We start from the raw sequence: 21,571 nt of genomic DNA, 5'->3' as shown, positions 1-21,571 counted from the left end.
CTTTTGATCTTGCTCTTGATCTTGCTTTTGATCTACCCGCGACCTCAGGAGGCCGAGTGGAGGTGGCTGGAGGGCCAAGTGCGCAGCACCCTCCGGCGTAGCCGGAGGCGCGAGATGTAGACTTGCGCAGCAAGTCGTAGGCCGCGCGGGCCCGCAAGCCGCCGGAGCGAGGGAACCCCGAAGCGCAGCGTAGGGGCCGTATGTGGGAAGCAAGCGGTTTTGCGCAACTTTTTCCAAGAAAAAAGTTGCCCGCCGTAAAGGCGGAAGGGGCCAGTAACGCCGCTACATCCCTCGGATCCGCCACCCAATCCCAAAGCCCCCTAATCCGCGAAGATAAAAAAAACCCCAGCACATGGCCGGGGTTTTCTCTGCAGCAGGCAGCTATCAACGTGCGTAGGTCATCAGCACGTCCGCAGCGGTCTGGCTGTCCACCGACATCATCACGCTCAAGGCGGTGACGGTGAGGATCGAGAAGCCAAACACCTTGCGAGCCCACTTGCTGTCGTCTTCGGCCTTGTAGCCACCCCAGGCCATGTACAGCCAGTACAGGCCCATGGCTGCCGCCACGGCCAGGTAGCCGAGGCCGGCGTAACCGCCGAGGGTGAGCATCAGGGTCGCGAGGACGAAAGCCAATACGTACAGCACGATCTGCTTCTTCGCCGCGAGGATACCGCGCGCCACCGGCAGGACCGGGATGTTGGCAGCGCTGTAGTCCTTGAAGCGGAAGATGGCGATGGCGAAGCTGTGTGGCATCTGCCACAGGCTGAACATCACCAACAGGGTCACCGCAGCCAGGTCGAAGCTGTTGCTCACGGCGCAGTAGCCGATCACCGGAGGCATGGCACCGGACAGGCTGCCGACCAAGGTGCCGTGCACCGATTTGCGCTTCAGCCAGAGGCTGTAGAAACCGACGTAGACGATGAAACCGATCAGCGCACAGAACGCCGACAGCGGATTGGCCTGGACATACAGCAGGCTGAAGCCCGCCACCCCGAGCAGGGTGGCGTAGATCAGTGCGAGGGGCAGCGACATGCCGCCCTGAACCATGACACGGTTCTTGGTGCGTTCCATCTTCTGGTCGATGTCGCGGTCGATGCAGTTGTTGAACACGCAACCGGACGCCACCACCAGGGAAGTACCCACCACCACTGCCAGGAACAGGGCGAAATCCACATGGCCCTTCGCGGCAAGGAAGAATCCGCCTGCCACGGAAAGCACGTTACCGAAAATGATCCCCGGTTTGGTGATTTGGATAAAGTGCTTAACGGACATGCAGTCTTACCTCACTTGGCCAACATTTCGAAGTGGATGCTGAACATGATCCACAGCGACAGGCCGACCAGCAGAGCGATCACCAAGGTGGTGAACAGGAACGTCGATACGTTGTTGCGTTGCTCTTTCGAGCGGTCCATGTGCAGGAAGTACACGAGGTGCACAACTACCTGGATGACGGCCATGGCAACAACGATCAGAACGGTCAGGTTCTTCGGCAGGCTTGGGTACATCACCAGGCCGAACGGGATCGCAGTCAGGATGATCGACAGGACGAAGCCGATCATGTACGACTTCACGCTGCCGTGATTACCTTCGTGATGAGTGTCGTGTGCGTTAGCCATTACAGAACTCCCAGCAGGTAGACGACGGTGAATACGCAGATCCAGACCACGTCCAGGAAGTGCCAGAACAGGCTCAGGCAGCTCATGCGGGTCTTGGCGGTCGGCGTGATGCCGTGCTTGTTGATCTGGTACATCATGATTGCCATCCAGATCAGGCCGGCGGTCACGTGCAGACCGTGGGTACCTACCAGGGCGAAGAAGCCCGACAGGAAGCCACTGCGGTTCGGGCCGAAGCCTTCGCCGATCAGGTGATGGAATTCATAGATTTCCATCGCGATGAAGCCTGCACCGAACAGGAAGGTCACGGCCAACCAGCCCAGTACGCCCGCTTTCTTGCCGTCGAACATCTTCAGCATGGCGAAGCCGAAGGTGATCGAGGACAGCAGCAGGAACAGGGTTTCAACCGCTACGAAGTCGAGCTGGAAGATGTCGTGACCCGACGGGCCGCCGGCAAAACTGCCGGACAGCACCGCGTAGGTGGCGAAGAGCGACGCAAACAGGATGCAGTCGGTCATCAGGTACAGCCAGAAACCGAATACGGTCATCTGGCCCGAGTCGTGGTGGTGATCGTCGTGCCCATGGTCGTGACCATGAGCGCCGCCGTGGATTACTTGACTGGACATTGATTACACCCGCTCAAACGATTCGACACGTGCGCCGGCAGGCAGAGCACCTGCTTGGGCCAGCGCTTTCATGCGCTCGCCTTCGATGCGCGCCACTTCTTCGGCCGGAACCATGTAGCCCTGATCGTCACGCGCAGCGTGGCGAACGAAGACAGCGATGGTTGCAACCAGGCTCGCGCCGACCAGCCACCAGATGTGCCAGATGAAGGCGAAGCCGAAGACGGTCAGGAACAGACCCATGAACAGACCGGTAGAGGTGTTGTTCGGCATGTGGATCGGCTCGTACTTGCCAGGCGCTTTGTAGGCGACACCGGCTTCCTTGGCTTCGTGCCAGCAGTCCAGACCAACTTTCTCAGGCATGTGAGCGAAGTTGTAGAACGGAGGTGGCGAAGAAGTCGACCATTCCAGGGTACGACCGCCCCATGGGTCGCCGGTCACGTCCAGGTTCTGCTGGCGATCGCGGATCGAAACGACGATCTGGATCAGCTGGCAGGCGATACCGAACAGGATCAGCACGGCGCCGACGACGGCTACGTACAGGTAGGGTTCCCACAGCGGGTTGTCGGAGTGGTTCAGACGACGGGTCATGCCCATGAAGCCCAGGGCGTACAGCGGCATGAACGCTACGTAGAAGCCCGAGATCCAGAACCAGAAGGCAGCCTTGCCCCACTTCTCGTTCAGCTTGAAGCCGAAGGCCTTCGGCCACCAGTAGGCGAAGCCGGCGATGTAGCCGAATACCGCACCACCGATGATCACGTTGTGGAAGTGAGCGATAACGAACAGGCTGTTGTGCAGCACGAAGTCAGCACCTGGAACAGCCAGCAGAACGCCAGTCATACCACCGATGGAGAAGGTGATCATGAAGCCCAGGGTCCACAGCATCGGCGCGGTGAAACGCACACGGCCCTGGTACATGGTGAACAGCCAGTTGAACAGCTTCACACCGGTCGGAATGGAGATCAGCATCGTCGCCAGGCCGAAGAAGGTGTTGACGCTGGCGCCGGCACCCATGGTGAAGAAGTGGTGCAGCCATACGGCGAAGCCCAGGACGGCGATGGCGCCCGATGCGTAGATCATCGAGTGGTGGCCGAACAGACGCTTGCCGGAGAACGTCGAGGTGACTTCCGAGAACACACCGAAGGCCGGCAGGATCAGGATGTAGACCTCAGGGTGACCCCACGCCCAGAACAGGTTGACGTACATCATCGGGTTCCCACCAAGCTCGTTGGTGAAGATGTGGAAGTCCAGATAACGGTCAACGGTCAGCAGAGCGAGTGCAGCGGTCAGGATCGGGAACGAAGCGACGATCAGCACGTTGGCCCAGGTGCAGGTCCAGGTGAAGATCGGCATGTCCATCAGTTTCATGCCAGGAGCACGCATCTTCAGGACGGTAACCAGGAAGTTCACGCCTGTCAGTGTCGTACCCAGGCCTGATAGCTGTAGCGCCCAGATGTAGTAGTCGACACCTACTCCAGGGCTGTACTGGATACCTGCGAGCGGCGGATAGGCAACCCAGCCGGTCTTGGCGAATTCACCAACGCCCAGCGAGATGTTGACCAGCAGCACGCCTGCCAGCAGCAGGTAGAAGCTCAGGGAGTTCAGGAACGGGAAGGCCACGTCACGTGCACCGATCTGCAGAGGAACCGCGAGGTTCATCAGGCCGGTGAAGAACGGCATCGCCATGAAGATGATCATGATCACACCGTGAGCGGTGAAGATCTGGTCATAGTGTTCAGGCGGCAGATAGCCTTCGGAGCCACCGGTAGCGGCGGCCAGCTGGGTACGCATCATGATGGCGTCGGCAAAGCCGCGCAGCAGCATGACCATCGCGACGACGATGTACATCACGCCGATCTTCTTGTGGTCGACGGTAGTCAGCCACTCGCTCCACAAGTAGGTCCACTTGCGGAAATAGGTGATAAGACCGACGACAGCGATACCACCGAGCGCGATCATGGCAAGCGTCACCATGACTATCGGCTCGTGATAGGGTATCGCCTCCAGGCTTAATTTACCGAACATCTCTTACTCCTCTGCACCGGCAGCTGGTTGCATACTCGATTCCACACCCTTGGTTGTGGCCAGATCTTTGCTGCCTGCTTCTTCGTGGCTCGGACGACCGCGGTTCATGCCTTCGTACTTGTCGACGATCAGCTGGAACTGGTCAGGCGAAGCCTCGCTATACAGCGCGACTGGGTTGTTTTCGCTTGGTTTGGCCAAGGCTTCGTATTCGGCCTTGTCCAGCTTCTTCGGCGACTGCTTGACCTCGGCGACCCACTTGTCGAAGTCTTCCTGAGAGGTGGCAGTGGCCTTGAATTTCATGCCGGTGAAGCCAGCGCCGCTGTAGTTGGCGCTGATACCGTCGAACTCGCCGTTCTCGTTGGCGATCAGGTGCAGCTTGGTGGTCATACCGGCCATGGCGTAGATCTGACCACCCAGGCCCGGGATGAAGAACGAGTTCATCACGGCGTCGGAAGTGACGCGGAAGTTGACCGGGGTGTTAGCTGGGAAGACGATCTTGTTGACCGTGGCGATGCCCTGTTCCGGGTAGATGAACAGCCACTTCCAATCCAGAGCGACCACGTCGATCTGCACCGGCTTCACATCGGAATCCAGTGGGCGATACGGGTCCAGCTTGTGGGTGGATTTGTAGGTGACGTAACCCAGGGCGATGATGATGATGATCGGGATGATCCACACCGCGGCCTCGATCTTGGTCGAGTGCGACCAGTCGGGGGTGTAGGTGGCAGCCTTGTTGGAAGCACGGTACTTCCAGGCGAACGCCACGGTCATGATGATGACTGGGATGACCACCAGCAGCATCAGGCCGGTAGCGATCAGGATCAGGTTCTTTTGCTCAATGCCCACCTGGCCCTTCGGGTCGAGCAGGGTCCAGTTGCACCCACTGAGTAAAAGCATGCCTAAAAAGGGCAATATGCCAAACAGTCTGGGGTAACGCTTTTTACTCATCTCACGACCTCTAGATCAGCTTGCTTCAATGCAATTTGTGTTTTGGTAGCCAACACGTCGTCCTGCCAGGTGTCAGCAATGTGCGCCCGTACTCGCTCCCGCCGGGGTCCGACTGCAGGATCCTGGCTTCAAGCGTGTTAGCGGTGCTTTTGGTTTCGTAGGCACAGGCCTGTACTTCAGACCAAGTCCATTTGGTGCGGAAAACGCGGAGGGGGGTCCGCCCGGTATCGCCGTTGGGCGAAACTTGACGAAGTCAGCAAAAAGGAGCGCTGGGGCTTCCTTCAATCCTGCGACTCGCAAGCAGTGCCGAACGGAAATTGGGGGCGATTGTAGATAGGTCGCCAACCCTTGACTATGACTTATTGAGCAACAGTCTTTTACAGAATCTGCAACAATCAAGCCCGGCAAATCAACTTCGCGACAGTTTGTCGCACCCCGCTTGATCGCCCTGCAGCCCTTGCCATACAAGGCTTTGAGCTCTATGAAGATCAAGCGGTGATGGGCATTTCGCTCTTCTCATCGGGCGTAAAAAACCCTGCGAAATTCGTGACCTTTGTCTAACCCCGGCGTCGGTTGCGGATGATGCCCAGCGGTACCAGAACCGCCGTCAGAACGAACGCCATCAAAGCCCATTGCGCCAGCGACAAGCCGAGGATCGGCGGGTATGGCGTGCTGCAGAAGCCGTCGACCTGGAACACCAGCGGCCAGACCTTGGCCAGGGGCAGGTCATCGACGATCGGTTGCAGCGTATCGATACCGCAGCTGACCATCGGGTTGGCGAGTATATACACATGGTTGCCGGCTGCAATGATTCCACCAATGGCACTGAGCACGACCAGCCCCTCGAACAGGGTCAGGCTGCGTCGCCCCGGCATGGCCGCGCCGATGAAAGCAAACAGTGCGATCAGCAGCAGGGCATAGCGTTGCAGGATGCACAGCGGGCACGGTGCTTCACCGAGTACCACCTGCATGTAAAGTGCCCCGCCGATCAGCGACAGGCAGATTACCCCAAGCAGCACCAAAAAGCGCCGCTCACGGTTCAGGCGCAGTGTTTGTTCGTTCATTGCCGGTTCCTTCGATGGATAGTGGCAGCGTGGGAGCCTGCCTCGCGCAAGTCTACACGCTGACATGGCCTTCAGAGCATGCCGAGGAAGCGGCCAAGACACTGCGCGGAGCTATCCGCAGCGGCCTTGTGACCGACGAGAGCCGAACGGGTTCAATGCCAGCCGGCAGAAAAGCGCCTGCCCGGGCGTCGCTCAGGGCAAGCCCCTCGACAACCGGGAGTGAAGGATACCGTGATTAACGGAGGATTAAAGATGAAAGATCGCTACGTAGCGGTTCATCTTCTTCCTTTATATATAGGCAGGAAGTAGCAGACCCTTCGCAGGTAAATCCACGCCGACGTGACCTCACCGTATTCGACAAAGGTGGTGATCCGTCAGGAGCCGACTTGCCGGCGATGGGTCCGCCGGGGTCAATCGATCACTCCAACGCAGCCGCCGGCCCGAAGAACTCGTAACGGCTCTGCTGCTCCGGCACGCCCAGCCCCTTCAGATGGCGCTTGACCGCCGCCATGAACCCTTTGGGCCCGAGGAAGTAAGCATCCACGTCTCGCTCCTGGGGCAACCACTGCTCCAGTTGTTCCTGGCTCAGCAGGCCGACTGCAGTGGCACGTTGGCTACCATCGTCCTCGGCGTAGCAATAGAAGCGTTTGAGCTGGGGGTGGCGCGCAGCCAACCCGTCGATCCAGTCCGCGAAGGCATGGACAGCGCCGTTGCGGGCGCAGTGGATGAAGTGCACCGGACGCTCACCCTGCAGCGCCGCTTCGAGCATCGCCAGGGTTGGCGTGATGCCCACGCCACCGCTGATCAGCACCAACGGTTTGTCGCCGTCCGCCAGGGTGAAATCGCCAGCCGGTGGGAACATCGGCACGCTATCGCCGACCTTGAGCTCATCGTGCAGGTAATTGGAAACCTTGCCCTCGGCCTCGCGCTTGACGCTGATGCGGTACTGCTCGCCATCGCACAGGGCCGACAGGGAATAGTTGCGGCGATGCTCGACACCGTCGATGAACACCTGCAATCCGATGTACTGGCCAGGGTCGGCCTTGAGCACAGGCTTGCCGTCGACCGGAGCGAAGTAGAACGAAACGATTTCGCTGCTTTCCTGCTCGCGGCGCACCAGGCGGAACTCACGGCTGCCACGCCAGCCGCCGGCGGCCTCTTGCTTCTGCCGGTACAGGCCCTCTTCGGCACCGATGAGGATATCCGCCAATTGTCCGTAGGCCGCGCCCCAGGCGTCGATCACTGCCGGGGTGGCGATCTCTTCGCCGAGCACTTCCTTTATCGCACGCAGCAGGCAGCCGCCGACGATCGGGTAGTGCTCAGGCAGGATCTGCAGGGCAACATGCTTGTTGATGATCTGACCGACCAAGCCGCCCAACTGCTCGAGCTGGTCGATGTGACGGGCATACATCAGCACGCCGTTGGCCAAGGCGCGTGGCTGGTCACCACTGGCCTGATGGGCCTGATTGAACAGCGGGCGAACCTCGGGGTATTCGCTGAGCATCATCGTGTAGAAATGGGTGGTCAGCGCTTCGCCACCGCTTTCCAGCAACGGAACGGTGGCCTTGATGATCGAACGTTGTTCGGCAGTAAGCATGGGCAACGACTCCTGAGCCTTGAGCTTCGAATGGGTTGCACCTAACGTTTCAGCAATCGTGCCAACTCTGCGCCCCAATGAAACCGGACCTTACACACCCTACTATGTCAAAATGACCAACAGCCGCGTATAGTCATAACGACCTACAGGAGTCAATATGACAGCAACGCCCCTGCTCACTGCCCTCCTCCCCCTGGTCAGCGATCTCTCCCGCGACCTTCCCGACCAGGAGCGGTATCGCCGCCTGCTTCAGGCCATGCGTGGACTTCTACCGTGCGACGCCGCCGCGCTGTTACGTCTGGACGGTGAATGGCTGGTACCACTGGCGGTCGATGGTTTGTCAGCGGACACATTAGGGCGGCGTTTCCGAGTCAGTGAGCACCCGCGCTTCCAGGTTCTGCTGAGCCGCGCGGAGCCCACCCGCTTCGCCAGCGACTCGCAACTGCCCGACCCCTACGATGGCCTGGTCAACGCCGCCCACGCCGACCTCGAAGTACACGACTGCATGGGCTGCCCGCTGATGGTCGACGAACGACCGTGGGGGCTGCTGACCCTGGATGCGCTGACCCCTGGCCAGTTCCAGAGCCTGGAACTCGACTCCCTGCAAGCGTTCGCCAGCCTGGCCGCCGCCACCGTCACCGTCGCCGAGCGCATCGAGGGTCTGGCCCTGCGCGCCGAGGACGAACACCAACGGGCCGAGGTCTACCGCCAGGCCAGCGGCCAGGATCGCGAACTGATCGGCCAGAGCAAGGTTCACAAACGCCTGATCGAAGAGATCCGCCTGGTGGGCGGCAGCGACCTGACGGTGTTGATCACTGGCGAGACCGGGGTCGGCAAGGAACTGGTCGCCCAGGCTCTGCACCGGGCCAGCGACCGCGCCGACAAGCCGCTGATCAGCCTGAACTGCGCCGCGCTTCCCGACACCCTGGTGGAAAGCGAATTGTTCGGCCATGTGCGCGGCGCCTTCACCGGTGCCCATGGCGAACGCCGTGGCAAGTTCGAACTGGCCAACGGCGGCACGTTGTTTCTCGACGAAGTCGGTGAACTCCCGCTGGGCGTACAGGCCAAGCTGCTGAGGGTATTGCAAAGCGGACAGTTGCAGCGTCTGGGCTCTGACCGAGAGCACCAGGTCGACGTACGCCTGATCGCCGCCACCAATCGCGATCTCTCCGCCCAGGTGCGCAGCGGTCACTTGCGTGCCGACTTCTACCACCGCCTGAGTGTCTACCCACTGCAGGTGCCGCCCTTGCGCGAGCGTGGCCGCGACGTGCTGCTGCTGGCCGGGTACTTTCTCGAGCAGAACCGCTCGCGGCTGGGGCTCGGCAGCCTGCGCCTGAGCAGCGAGGCCCAGGCAGCGCTGCTGGCCTACGACTGGCCGGGCAACGTGCGCGAACTGGAGCACCTGATTGGTCGCTCGACGCTCAAGGCCATGGGCCTCCATCCGCAGCGCCCCCGCATCCTGACCTTGGAGGCGAGCGACCTCGACCTGCGTGCAGTGATCCCGGCCGACAGCACGCCCGCTGAGCAGCCGGTCGAACCGCGTCCCTTACCCAGCGGTGGTCTGCGCGAAGCGATCGACGACTACCAACGCACCCTCATCGAAAGCTGCCTGCAGAAACATCAGGACAACTGGGCCGCGGTCGCCCGCGAACTGGGCCTGGATCGCGCCAACCTGAGCCGTCTGGCGCGGCGACTGGGCCTGCGCTGAACCCATGCGTTAACAAAAGGATTAGTCCAGAAAGCCTCTGGTTGAGCTTTCCTGGGCTGCTATATCTCCCTAACGAGCGCTAACAGGGCCGCTACCCGGGCACCGGCTGCGCGCATTGCCTCCGCTCCCCGGTTGGCCAGCGCCAAGCCCCGCCACCGGCAGTGCGCCCTGTATCGCGAAACCCAGCAGGGAGCACCCATGGACAACATCGTCGTCGCCGATAAGCAAACCGCAGTCGCCACCCAGAACGCCTGGGGCAACATCAGCCTCAATAGCCCCGGTGTGGTGCAAATGCCCGTCGCCCCCGACCAGGTGGCCACCGTCACTCGACGAGGCCAGGACCTGATCGTCACCCTCAAGTCGGGTGAAAAGGTCACAGTTGGCAACTTCTTCGCCGTGGATCAGGCAGGCACTGCCAGTGACATGGTGTTCGTTGGCGAGGATGGCACCCTGTGGCATGCCAACTACGATGCCGAGGCCTTCACTGGCTTCACCTTCGACGAGGTCGACTCGCTCGACGAACTGGTGGCCGGAGTCGGTACTGCCGGTGACGCCATGCCGACCTGGGCGATTGCCGGCCTCGGACTGCTCGGCGTGGGCGGTGCGGCGGCGGCAGCCGGGGGCGGCGGTGGTGGTGGCGGCGGTGGCGGCAGTGGTGGCGGCGACACCGAGGCACCGGCTACACCCATCGATTTGCTGGTATCGCCGGACGGACTGCGCCTGACCGGGCGTGGTGAACCCGGCAGCACGGTCAACATCCGCGATGCCGCGGGCAACTTGATCGGCACCGGCATCGTGGGTGCCGATGGTCGTTTCGAGGTGACCCTCGATCCCCCGCAGGTCAACGGCGAAAACCTGGACGTCACGCTCACCGACGACGCCGGCAACGTCTCTGCTCCCGGCAACGTCGCCGCACCAGACATCACCGCCCCGGACGCCCCCACCGACCTGGTGATCAACGACAGCGGCACCACCCTCACCGGTCGCGCCGAGCCCGGCTCGACCGTGCAGGTGCGCGGCGCCAACGGGGCCCTGTTGGGCAGTGCGGTGGCTGGGGCCGATGGCACCTTCAGCATTACCCTGCAGCCGCCGCAGACCGATGGCCAGGCCTTGCAGGTCACTGCCGAGGATGCCGCCGGCAACACGTCGACGGGTGCGGCGATTACCGCCCCGGACGATGGCACCGGCAACCCGCCCGACACCACCCCGCCCGATGCGCCGACCGATCTGGCGGTATCCGCAGACGGCAGCCGACTCACTGGCCGCGCCGAACCGGGCAGCACGGTGCGCGTGCTCGGCGCCGACGGTAGCGAACTGGGCCGTGGGATCGCCGGCGCCAACGGCGTGTTCAGCATCACCCTCGATCCGCCGCAAATCGACGGAGAGCAACTGAGCGTCACCGCCACCGACAGTGCCGGTAACGTCTCGCAGGCAGCAAGCATCACCGCCCCCGACAGTACTCAACCCGTCGACACCACCGCACCGGAGCCTGCCACCGACCTGGTCATCAGCGGCGATGGCCGGACCCTTTCCGGCCGAGGTGAGGCGGGCACCACGGTACGGGTACTCAATGACCAAGGCCAGGTGCTGGCCACCGGGACGGTACAGGCCGATGGTACCTTCACCCTGCAACTGCCTTCAGCAGTGACCGACGGCTCCACGCTGCAGGTGACCCTCACCGACGCAGCGGGCAACGTTTCGCTGTCCAGCCCGGTGAGCGCACCCGACCTGCTGGCACCTGCTCAGCCGGAGGGGCTCGTCCTGACCGATGGCACCACCCTGACCGGCCGCGCCGAGCCGGGCACACGGGTTGAGGTCCGCGATGCCAATGGCACGTTGATCGGCAGCACCGTGGTCAATGCCGACGGCAGCTTCAGCCTGACTCTCGACCCCGCCCAGGCCAATGGTCAGCCATTGGCCGTCACCGTCACCGATGCCGCCGGCAACAGCTCTGCACCGCTGAACTTCACGGCCCCGGACATCACGCCACCGGCAGACGTCAGCGACCTCCAGGTCGATATCGGCACGCAACAGGTGGGCGGGCGCGGCGAGCCAGGGGCTACCGTGCAAGTACGCGATTCCGCCGGCAACCTGATTGGCTCGGGCACCGTGGCGGCCAACGGCACCTTCGTGATCGCCCTCGATACCCCCGTCGTCGCCGGCGAAAGCCTGCAGGTGGTGCAGTCCGATGCTGCCGGCAACACCTCCGACCCCGTGAGCGTCACCGTTCCGGCCACCGCGCTGCCGGCAAGCCCGGACAACCTGGTTCTGGCGGGCGACGGTACTTCCATCAGCGGTACGGCCCCAGCAGGCAGCGTGGTTGAAGTACGCGATGCCAACGGCAACGTGCTGGGTAGCGTTACCGTGGGTGCCGGCGGAGGCTTCACCATCGGTCTGACACCTGCGCAGGCCAACGGCGAGGTGCTCGATGTCGTTGCAATAGACGGTGGCGTCAGCTCCTTGCCGACCCTGGTAACCGCTCCAGACATCACCGCTCCGGCCGAAGCCACCGACCTGGTCCTGGCCAACGATGGCGTGACACTCACCGGCCATGGCGAAGTCGGCGCGACCGTCCAGGTCACCGACGCCCAAGGCAACGTGCTGGGCAGTGCCGTGGTCCAAAGCAACGGCACCTTTACCGTCATCCTCTCCCCCGCCCAGACCGACGGCCAGATGCTTGACGTGGTACTGCGCGACGCCGCCGGCAACAGCTCCAGCGCCTCGCTCACCGCGCCAGACCTGGACGGCCCGCTGCAACCGACTGACCTCGCGGTGGGCGGCAATGGTACGGTGGTCACCGGCACGGGCCAGAGCGGTTCGACCGTGACCGTGCGCGACGCCGATGGCAACGAGCTCGGCAGCGCCGTCGTCGGCGCCGACGGTAGCTTCCAGGTATCGCTGGATCCACCACAACGAAATGGCGAGACGCTGACCGTCGACGCGTCCGACAGCGCCGGTAACAGCTCCGGCGCCGTGAACATCACCGCACCGGACAGCACCCCACCGCAAGCGGTTACCACTCCGACCATCGATGACACCGGCACCACCGTCAGCGGTACCGGAGAACCCGGCGCCACGGTCATCGTCCGCGCTCCCGATGGCACCGAACTGGGCAGCGCCGTGGCCGATGGCGACGGCAGCTTCACGGTCACCCTCGACCCGCCGCAAACCAACGGCGAGGCCCTGACCGTCGAGCAACGCGACACGGCAGGCAATGTCTCGGCGGCGGTCGAACTGCCAGCGCCTGATACCCAGGCTCCCGACGCGCCCACTGGCGTGGCGCTGTCGGCCGATGGCGCCACCCTTACCGGGACCGGCGAGCCCGGCGCCCAAGTGCAAGTGGTCGGTGACGGCGGCGTGCCGCTGGGCACTGCCGTGGTGCAGCCAGACGGCAGCTTCAGCGTGACGCTGTCACCCCCGCAGCTCAACGGTCAGACGATTTCGGTGAGCCAGACCGACGGCGCCGGGCAGACGTCCGATAGCAGCGCGGTCATCGCCCGCGATGTGCAGGCTCCAGACCCTGCGCAAGGCCTGAGCCTGACCGGTGGGGGCAGCGTGCTCACCGGTCAGGGTGAACCCAACAGCACCCTAGAGGTGCGCAACGCCGCTGGCGACCTGCTCGGTGAAGGCCAGGTCGACGGCGACGGCAACTTCAGCATCACCTTGAACCCGGCCCAGGCCAACGGCGAAGTGATTTCCGTGGTGCTCAGCGACGCCGCCGGCAACGCCTCGCCTTCGGCGACCCTCACGGCACCGGATACCACGGGGCCAGCCGCGCCGGGAGGCCTGAACGTGAGTGCAGACGGCACCTCGCTGCAAGGCACCGGCGAAGTCGGCGCTACCGTGGAGGTCCGCGATGCCGACGGCAACCTGATCGGTAGCGTCACCATCCCGGCTGGCGGCAGCTTCCAGGTCGCCCTGGACCCCGCTCAGGTCGATGGCCGATCGCTGACCGTGAGCTTGACCGATGCCACCGGCAACGCGGGCGGCTCAGCCACCACCACAGCACCGGACCTCACCCCACCGGCCACCCCGACCGATCTGGAGGTCACCAATACTGCAGGCGTCACCACGGTCACCGGTAACGCGCCGGGAGCCACCGAGGTTACCGTCACCGGCCCGGATGGCACGCCGATCACCGTGCCGGTCAATGCCGACGGCAGCTTCAGCGTGGACCTCGATACTCCGCTGAGCAATGGCGAAACCGTGACCGTGGTGGTGAGCGACGAAGCGGGCAACACCACCTTGCCGACCACGGTCACCGCCCCAGACACCACCCCTCCGGCCGAGCCGACCAATGTCGCGGTAAGTCCTGATGGCACCCTCGTCGGCGGCGGTGCCGAGCCAGGTACCACGGTCATCGTTCGTGACCCAGTGGACGACTCCGAACGCGGCAGTGCGGTGGTCGGCCCGGATGGCACCTTCGTCATTCCCGTGCAACCGCCCATTGCCAACGGTGAGACCGTGGAGGTGGTCGTTCGCGACGCCGCCGATAACGAGACCGTCGTCGCGGTCACCGGCCCCGATGGCACCGAAGTGGCCACCCCAACCGACCTCACCATCAGCGACGACGGCTTCCTGCTGACCGGCCAAGGCACGGTCGGATCGCTGATCACCGTGACGTCCGGCGGCACCACGCTGGGTACCGCTACGGTCGGCAGCGATGGCATCTTCCGGGTGTTCTTCGCCAACGCCCAGCTCAACGCCCAGACCTTGCAAGTCTCGGCCCGCGCAAGTGCAGACGGCAAGCCATCGCTGCCGGCGACCGTCGTCGCCGACGACACCACCGCGCCGGATGCTCCCACCAACGTTACCATCGACCGCAGTGGCACGACCGTGACCGGGCGCGGCGAAGTGGGCGCCACGGTCAGTGTGACCGATGCCCAGGGCACGGTGCTCGGCACTGCGACCGTGGGCAGCGACGGGCTGTTCAGCGTCACGCTCGACCCCGTTCAGGCCAACGCGCAGAACCTGGTCATCACCCAGGCCGATGCGGCCGGTAACGTTTCGTTGGCCGCCACCGTGCTGGCGCCTGACCTGCAAGCGCCGCAAGCCGCCAGCGACGTCACCCTCAACGATGCTGCCACGGTGGTCAGCGGCCAGGGCGAAGCCGGCTCGACGGTGACCGTCCGCGATGCCAGCGGTGCAGTGCTGGCCACCGGTACCGTGAACCAGAGCGGCCAGTTCCAGATCACCCTGCCCAGTGCGCAGACCAGCGGCAGTCCGTTGCAGGTGACCCTCACCGATGCCGCTGGCAACACCTCCGCTCCCAGTAACCTGGCGACACCCGACCGTACACCACCGGCAGCCGTTACCGATACCGTGCTCAGTGGCGATGGCCGGCAGCTGTCCGGGAGCGGCGAAGTCGGTGCCACAGTGCAGGTGCGCGATGCTGCGGGGACCGTCCTGGGCACGGCAACCGTCGGCGCCGATGGGCGCTTCACCGTCACCTTCGACACTCCCCAGGCCAGTGGCCAGGCGCTTGGTGTCACGCAGGTCGATGCCGCTGGCAACACCTCGCCGGCAGTCAACGTTTCCACACCGGACCTGACCGCTCCCGCCCCCCTCACCAACCTCGTGCTCAACAATAACGGCCTGACCCTCACCGGTCTGGGCGAAGCCGGGGCCACCGTCACCGTACGCGGGCCAGATGGCACCATCATCGGTACCGGCCTGATAGCGGCCAACGGCAGCTTCACCCTCACCCTGGACAGCGCTCAGCTCAACGCTCAGCGCCTGAGCGTGACCCAGACCGACGCGGGCAACAACACCTCCAGCCCAACCCAGGTCATCGCGCCCGACTTCACTCCACCCGCCGCCCCGACCGATCTGGCCTTGGCCAGCAGCGGCCTGCAGCTGAGCGGCATGGCCGAAGCCGGCAGCACGGTAATCGTGCGCGATGCCGCCGGCACTGTGCTGGGCACTGCGACAGCCGCTGCCAACGGCACTTTCCAGGTCACCCTCAACGACGCCCAGACCAATGGCCAGGTCCTGTCGGTCACGGCGACCGATGCCGCTGGCAACGTATCGCCAAGTACGGCCTACAGTGCAGCCGACACCACCGCGCCAGTGGCGGTGGCCGGCCTGGCGGTTTCGGCCGATGGCGCGACCCTGACCGGTAACGGTGAGGCGGAAGCCACGGTGACCGTGCGCGATGCCGATGGCAACGCCCTGGGCACCGCCACGGTTGGCGCCGATGGACGCTTCAGCGTCACCCTGGCACCACCGGCAAACGCCGGCGACAGCCTCAGGGTGGTGCAAGCTGACGCCGCCGACAATGCCTCGCCGGCGCAGACGATTACCGCACCAGGCGCCCTTGCCCCGGACATCCCCGACGACCTGGCGTTGTCAGCGGACGGTCTGGTCGTCAGCGGTACCGGCTCGGCAGGCAGCACGGTGAACGTTTACGGACCCAACGGCGTACTGCTGGGAACTTCCACCGTAGGCAATGACGGCACCTTCAGCGTGACCCTGGACAGCGCCCAGGCCAATGGCGAGGTACTGCAGGTGAATGCGGTCGGCACCGATGGCAGCGCCTCGCTGCCGGCCACCTTGCAAGCCCCGGACACCACCGCACCGCAGCCGCTGACGCAACTGGCGCTGTCCGCCGACGGTCTGGTGCTCAGTGGCCACGGCGAGCCGGGCGCCACGGTCGCTGTGGTCGGCGAAGGCGGTATCGCTCTTGGCAATGCCGTGGTCGGCGCCGATGGCACCTTCAGCGTCGATCTCGATCCGGCGCAGCTCAACGGCGAACTGCTCAGCGCCAGCCAGACCGACGGGGCCGGCAACGAGTCCAACAGCGTCAACCTCACCGCACCGGATCGGGTCGCACCGGAGGCTGCCGACAACCTGGCCTTCAGCGGTGGCGGCAGTCTGCTCGGCGGCACCGGTGAGGCCGGTGCCAGCGTGCGCGTGGTGGCCAGCGACGGTAGCGAACTGGGCACGGCGGTCGTGCGCGGCGACGGGACCTTCCAGGTGACCCTGAGCCCACCTCTGGCTAACGGCCAGACGGTGCAGGTGATACTCGCCGATGGGGCGGGCAACCAGTCCAGCGCCACGGCCATCACCGCGCCTGATACCACCCCGCCAGCCGCCGTCACCGAGCTGGCCATCGCCAGCGACGGCGCGACCATTACCGGCAGGGGCGAGCCGGGTGCCACGGTCGTGGTCAGCAATCCGGATGGCGACGAGATCGGCACCGCTGTCGTCGACGCCAACGGTGCCTTCACGCTGACCCTCGACCCAGCGCTGAGCAACGCCGAACTGCTCAGCGTGGTGCAGAGCGATGCGGCCGGCAACGCTTCTGCCGTGGCCACCCTGCAGACACCGGACTTCACGCCGCCCGCGGCACTCACCAACGTGATCATCAACGCCGATGGCAGCGTGGTCAGCGGTCAGGGCGAGGCCGGTGCGACCGTCACCGTGACCGACCCTGACGGCGTGGTGATCGGCACCACCACGGTGCTGGCCGATGGCAGCTTCCGCGTCGAGCTGGACCCGCCGCAAATCAACCAGCAGGTGTTGTCGGTCCAGCAGGCCGATCCACCTGGCAACATCAGCCCAGCGGTGACGGTCGACGCACCGGACCTCACGCCGCCGGAGCCAGCGACCCAGTTGCGCCTGAGCGCCGATGGCACCCAGCTGAGCGGTACTGGTGAAGCCGGCACCACGGTGACGGTGTACCTCGGCAGTGTGGCGATCGGTACCGCCGTCGTCGGTGCCAATGGCAGCTTCGTGGTCACCTTGGACGATCCACAGGTCAACGGCGAGCAGTTGCAGATCACCCTCGAGGACGCCAGTGGCAACATTTCGCCGATCAGCACGCTGACTGCAGCGGATATCACGCCCCCCGAAGCCGTTACCGCCACTCTCAATGCCAATGGCACGCAGCTCAGCGGCAGCGGTGAACCCGGTGCGCGGCTGGTGGTGATGAACGACCGCGGCGACATGGTCGGTGAAGGCCAGATCGATGCCGACGGCACGTTCGTACTCAACCTCACCACGCCACAGATCGATGGCCAGATACTGTCGATCATCGCCCGCGATGCCACGGGTAATCCGTCGACCCCACTGGAAGTCACCGCCCCCGACCTCACCGCCCCCGATGCGCCCGTCGTCACTGCCGTGACCAATGACGGTACCTTGCTGACCGGCACCGGCGAAGTCGGCAGCACCGTTACTGTCTATGCACCGGACGGATCCGAGCTGGGCAGCATCGTGGTACCGGCCGGCGGGACGTTCGAAGTGGCACTGGACCCCGCGCAGAACAATGGCCAGGTGCTGACCGTCATTGCCACCGACGGTGCCGGCAACGACTCCATGCCGGCGACCTTCCAGACCGAGGACACCTCACCGCCTGCGCCAGTCACCGAGCTCGCCATCAACAGTAGCTACACCGTGCTCACCGGGCGTGGCGAACCGAATGCGACCGTCACGGTCAGCGACGGCACGTCGACCCTAGGCACGGCGACCGTCGATGCCAATGGCTTCTTCCAGGTCACTCTCGACGCAGCGGTAGCTCCGGGCGCGACCCTGGAGGTGACGCAAGCCGATGCCGCCGGCAACGGCTCCGAGGTGCAGACTTACGATACGCCCCTGGTTCCACCACCCGATGCGCCCTTCAACGTGCAACTGGCCGCCGACGGCCTGACCCTGACCGGTGAAGCCGCGGTCGGCGTGACAGTCAACGCCTACGATGCGGACGGCAACCTCATCGGTACCGGCCTGGCCAATCCCCTCGATGGCAGTTTCACCCTGCAACTGGACAGCGCCCAGCTCAATGGCGAAGTGCTGACCGTGCGCGCCGTCGATCTGCTCAGCGGTGCCGAGTCCGAACCGGTGGTGATCCAGGCCGCCGACATCACAGCACCCGACGACCCCGTGGTAACGGCGCTGTCGGCCAACGGACTGGTACTCACCGGTACCGGTGAAGCCGGCGCCACGGTCACCGTGACCGGCCCCGGCAACGTCGTCCTCGGCACTGCCGTGGTCAACGCCGGTGGCGGCTTCACCGTGAACCTCTCCAGTGCGCAACTCAATGGACAGGTACTGGGCGTGAGCCAGACCGATGCGGCCAACAATGCCTCGGGCAGTACCAGCTTCACCGCCCCCGACGTACAAGCGCCTGCGGCACCGACCAACCTCGTCATCACCGATGCGGGCCTTACCCTGACCGGTGTCGGCGAACCGGGCGCCACCGTCACCGTCCTCGGCGCCGGCGGCACCCCGCTGGGCACCGCAACGGTGCTGGCCAACGGCACGTTCAGCGTCAGCCTGAGCGCGGCGCAGAACGATGGGCAAGTCCTCACGGTGCGCCAGGCCGACGCCGCCAACAATGTGTCAGCCAGTGCCAGTATCACTGCCCCGGACACCACCGCGCCGACTGCCCCGACAGCCACCATCAATGCCAACGGCACCTCGATCAGCGGCGCTGGGGAAATCGGCAGTACGGTCACCGTGCGCAACAGCGCCGGCACCCTACTGGGCACCGCCACGGTCGGCAGCAACGGTCTGTTCGTGGTCAGTCTCACAGCGGCGCAGGTGGACAATCAGGCGCTTAGCGTCACCCTCACCGATGCCGCCGGCAACACCTCCACCGCGACCGCCGTCACTGCACCGGACTTCACTCCACCAGCCGCAGCCACCAACCTGGCGCTCAGTGCCGACGGCAGCACCCTAACCGGTACTGGCGAGCCTGGCGCCACGGTGACCGTGCGCAGCGCTACCGGAACCGTCCTGCAGACCGGCACCGTGCAGCCTGACGGCAGCTTCAGCGTGACCCTGAGCCCCGCGCAGGACAACGGCCAGGTGCTGTCGGTGACGCTCACCGATCCCCGCAACAACGTCTCCGGCAACGTCAACATCACGGCCCCTGACGTCGACGCCAACGCACCAGTGGTGGCCAGTGACAACCTGGTCACCGCCACCGTCGATCTGGCACCGGTGGTCAGTTCGCAAAGCTATCAGGACAGCTTCACCACGCTGTTGGCCGGGTTCTCCAAGACCTACACCTGGACGGTCGGTGCCGGTACCTCGGTGGACCCGACGCTGACACTGACCACCAGCAGCGCCCTGGCCCTGCTCGACAACACCAGCTTCACCCTGCAGGTGAAGAACGCCGCCGGTGCCTGGGTGACGCTGGCCACCGGCGACAGCCAGGGTCTGCTCGACCTGATCCTGCTTCCCCTTGGCCAAGGTGTTCGCGTCGACATCGGCGAACTGCTGGCTGGCGAGTATCGTCTGACCGTCGCCAGCGGTGGCATCGGCTTGCTGACCACGGTGACCACCACCCTGGACATCGAGACCACCAGCCAGACCCAGTTCACCGGCACCGGCACGCCGACCACCGGTAACGTGATCACCGATGCTGGCACCGATGGCACCACCGATAGCCTTGGCCCGGACAGCGGTGCCGTGCTGCAGGTACTGAAGAACGGCAGTTACGTTTCCGCCGGTAGCGCCACCACGGTGCAAGGCCAGTACGGTACCTTGGTGATCAGCGCCGATGGCAGCTACACCTACACCCCCAACGGCAGCCCAAGCAGCGTCGGCAAGGTGGACGTGTTCAGCTACCAACTGCTGCACGCCAACGGCGCGAGCGACACCGCCACCCTCTACGTGCGCATCGACAGTCCCCAGGCGACCGAGGTGTGGAGCGACAGCAACCTGAGCGCGCCGGCCACCGTGGTGGACGCCGTCAACGACGTCAGCAGCACCGATATCACGTTGGTCAATCATGAAACCACCAGCAGCGCGACCCTGGGCAACCTGACGCTACCCTTGATCGGCTCCAGACAGGCCACCTACAGCACGTCGGTGGCGGCCGATACCACAGCCGACCTGCAAGTGGTGCTCAACTCCACCAGCCTCCTGTCGCTACTGAATGGAGCCACCATCGATCTGCTCAAGCTCAACCCCGCCACCGGGCAGTATGTGTTGGTGCAGAGCGTACAAGGGAGCTCACTGGCCAGCCTGGGAACCAACGCTGCGGGCTACACGTTCCAAGACCAGGCAGCCGGCACCTATCAAATTCGCGTCACCGCCAGCGGTATTGGCCTGGCCAGCACGCTCACCACCAGCCTCAACACCACCACCACCTACAACAACCAGTTCGACGTCGGCAGCTACACCGCGGTGAACGGCAACTTGCTGACCGATGGCAGCGGTGCCGACAACCTCGGCTCGACTCTCACGGTTCTGAGCGTCCTGGTGGCAGCCAACACCTATGCCATTCCCGGACAGAACGGTGCATCGGTCGCCGGCCAGTACGGCACCCTGCTGGTACAAGCCGATGGCAGCTACACCTACACCCTCAACAGCGGCCTGACCTCATCGGTGATCGGCCAGCACGAAACCTTCACCTACGAGTTGACCCACCCCAACGGCACCACCGACACCGCCACGCTCACCATCAACCTGGACAACGCCGCCAGCGTCACGGCCTTCACCTCGCTGCTCGCCGACATCGGCGATGACAGTGCGGCGTTAGCCAGCGTGCCCGCGGCAGCGTCCAGCGAGGTGATCGCCGGCACGGACGGCAACGATCACCTCGACGGCAGCCAAGGCGGTGCCGTCACCCTGCAGGGCGGGGCCGGCGATGACACGCTGGTGGTGGTCGACCAGAACTTCGTCAGCGTCGATGGCGGCACCGGCACCGATACGCTGTTGTGGGGCGGCGCCGCGGCGAGCATCGACCTCGGCAATTTGGTCGGGCGCGTCCACGACATCGAAGTCATCGACCTCAACGACACCAGTTCGGTGGCCCTGACGCTCAATCTCGCCGATGTGGTGGCGATCACCGAAAGCGGCAAGGACACCCTGGTGATCAAAGGAGACGACAACGATTCGGTGCACATGACCGATGACTGGACCTTGGTCGGCAACCAAACCGCGGACGGCATCGACTATACCCAATACACGGCACAGGAGGATCCGAGCCATCACCTGTGGGTGCAGAACGGCATCCATGTGGTTTGAAGTCGCCGCAACCCGCC

9 protein-coding genes are annotated in these 21,571 nt (G+C 64.4%); 2 read left to right on the top strand and 7 right to left on the bottom strand.

Features of this window, described 5'->3' with window-relative positions; translation table 11 throughout:
- Positions 1-384 precede the first annotated feature (384 nt).
- From cyoE to hmpA, 7 genes are all read right to left on the bottom strand, one after another.
- On the bottom strand, positions 385-1,272 hold the full coding sequence (cyoE, locus tag KY379_RS02270) for a heme o synthase (RefSeq protein WP_133332079.1): 888 nt from the start codon (positions 1,270-1,272) through the stop codon (positions 385-387).
- An 11-nt stretch (positions 1,273-1,283) separates the two neighbouring features.
- Positions 1,284-1,616 (bottom strand): cytochrome o ubiquinol oxidase subunit IV, encoded by a 333-nt coding sequence (cyoD, locus tag KY379_RS02265; protein WP_133332080.1) that lies wholly within the window; start codon positions 1,614-1,616, stop codon positions 1,284-1,286.
- Positions 1,616-2,239 carry a cytochrome o ubiquinol oxidase subunit III gene (gene cyoC, locus KY379_RS02260; protein WP_133332081.1) on the bottom strand — a complete coding sequence of 208 codons (624 nt, stop codon included), beginning with the start codon at positions 2,237-2,239 and terminating at the stop codon, positions 1,616-1,618. The genes cyoD and cyoC overlap by 1 nt, the downstream gene beginning before the upstream one ends.
- A 3-nt stretch (positions 2,240-2,242) precedes the next feature.
- Positions 2,243-4,261: a cytochrome o ubiquinol oxidase subunit I gene (gene cyoB, locus KY379_RS02255; protein WP_133332082.1), complete on the bottom strand. Its 2,019-nt coding sequence runs from the start codon at positions 4,259-4,261 to the stop codon at positions 2,243-2,245.
- A gap of 3 nt (positions 4,262-4,264) precedes the next feature.
- Positions 4,265-5,209: a ubiquinol oxidase subunit II gene (cyoA, locus tag KY379_RS02250; protein ID WP_133332083.1), complete on the bottom strand. Its 945-nt coding sequence runs from the start codon at positions 5,207-5,209 to the stop codon at positions 4,265-4,267.
- A gap of 557 nt (positions 5,210-5,766) precedes the next feature.
- Entirely contained in the window at positions 5,767-6,273 is a 507-nt protein-coding gene (locus KY379_RS02245; protein WP_133332084.1) for a disulfide bond formation protein B, read from the bottom strand.
- A gap of 418 nt (positions 6,274-6,691) precedes the next feature.
- Positions 6,692-7,870, bottom strand: coding sequence for an NO-inducible flavohemoprotein (gene hmpA / locus KY379_RS02240; protein WP_133332085.1), 1,179 nt, complete (start codon positions 7,868-7,870; stop codon positions 6,692-6,694).
- Between the two features lie 157 nt (positions 7,871-8,027).
- Between hmpA and norR the strand changes: the two genes are divergently transcribed.
- Complete coding sequence (gene norR / locus KY379_RS02235; protein ID WP_261240807.1) at positions 8,028-9,578, top strand: nitric oxide reductase transcriptional regulator NorR; 1,551 nt, start codon at positions 8,028-8,030, stop codon at positions 9,576-9,578.
- A gap of 198 nt (positions 9,579-9,776) precedes the next feature.
- On the top strand, positions 9,777-21,554 hold the full coding sequence (locus KY379_RS02230; protein WP_409977257.1) for a BapA/Bap/LapF family large adhesin: 11,778 nt from the start codon (positions 9,777-9,779) through the stop codon (positions 21,552-21,554).
- The last annotated feature ends 17 nt before the right edge of the window (positions 21,555-21,571 follow it).

Origin of the sequence: Pseudomonas sp. HD6422 (assembly GCF_025377065.1) — a bacterium.
GTDB lineage: Bacteria > Pseudomonadota > Gammaproteobacteria > Pseudomonadales > Pseudomonadaceae > Aquipseudomonas > Aquipseudomonas putida_U.
The sequence above is the reverse complement of the archived record's forward strand: the minus strand, read 5'-3'. Positions and strand labels throughout refer to the sequence as shown.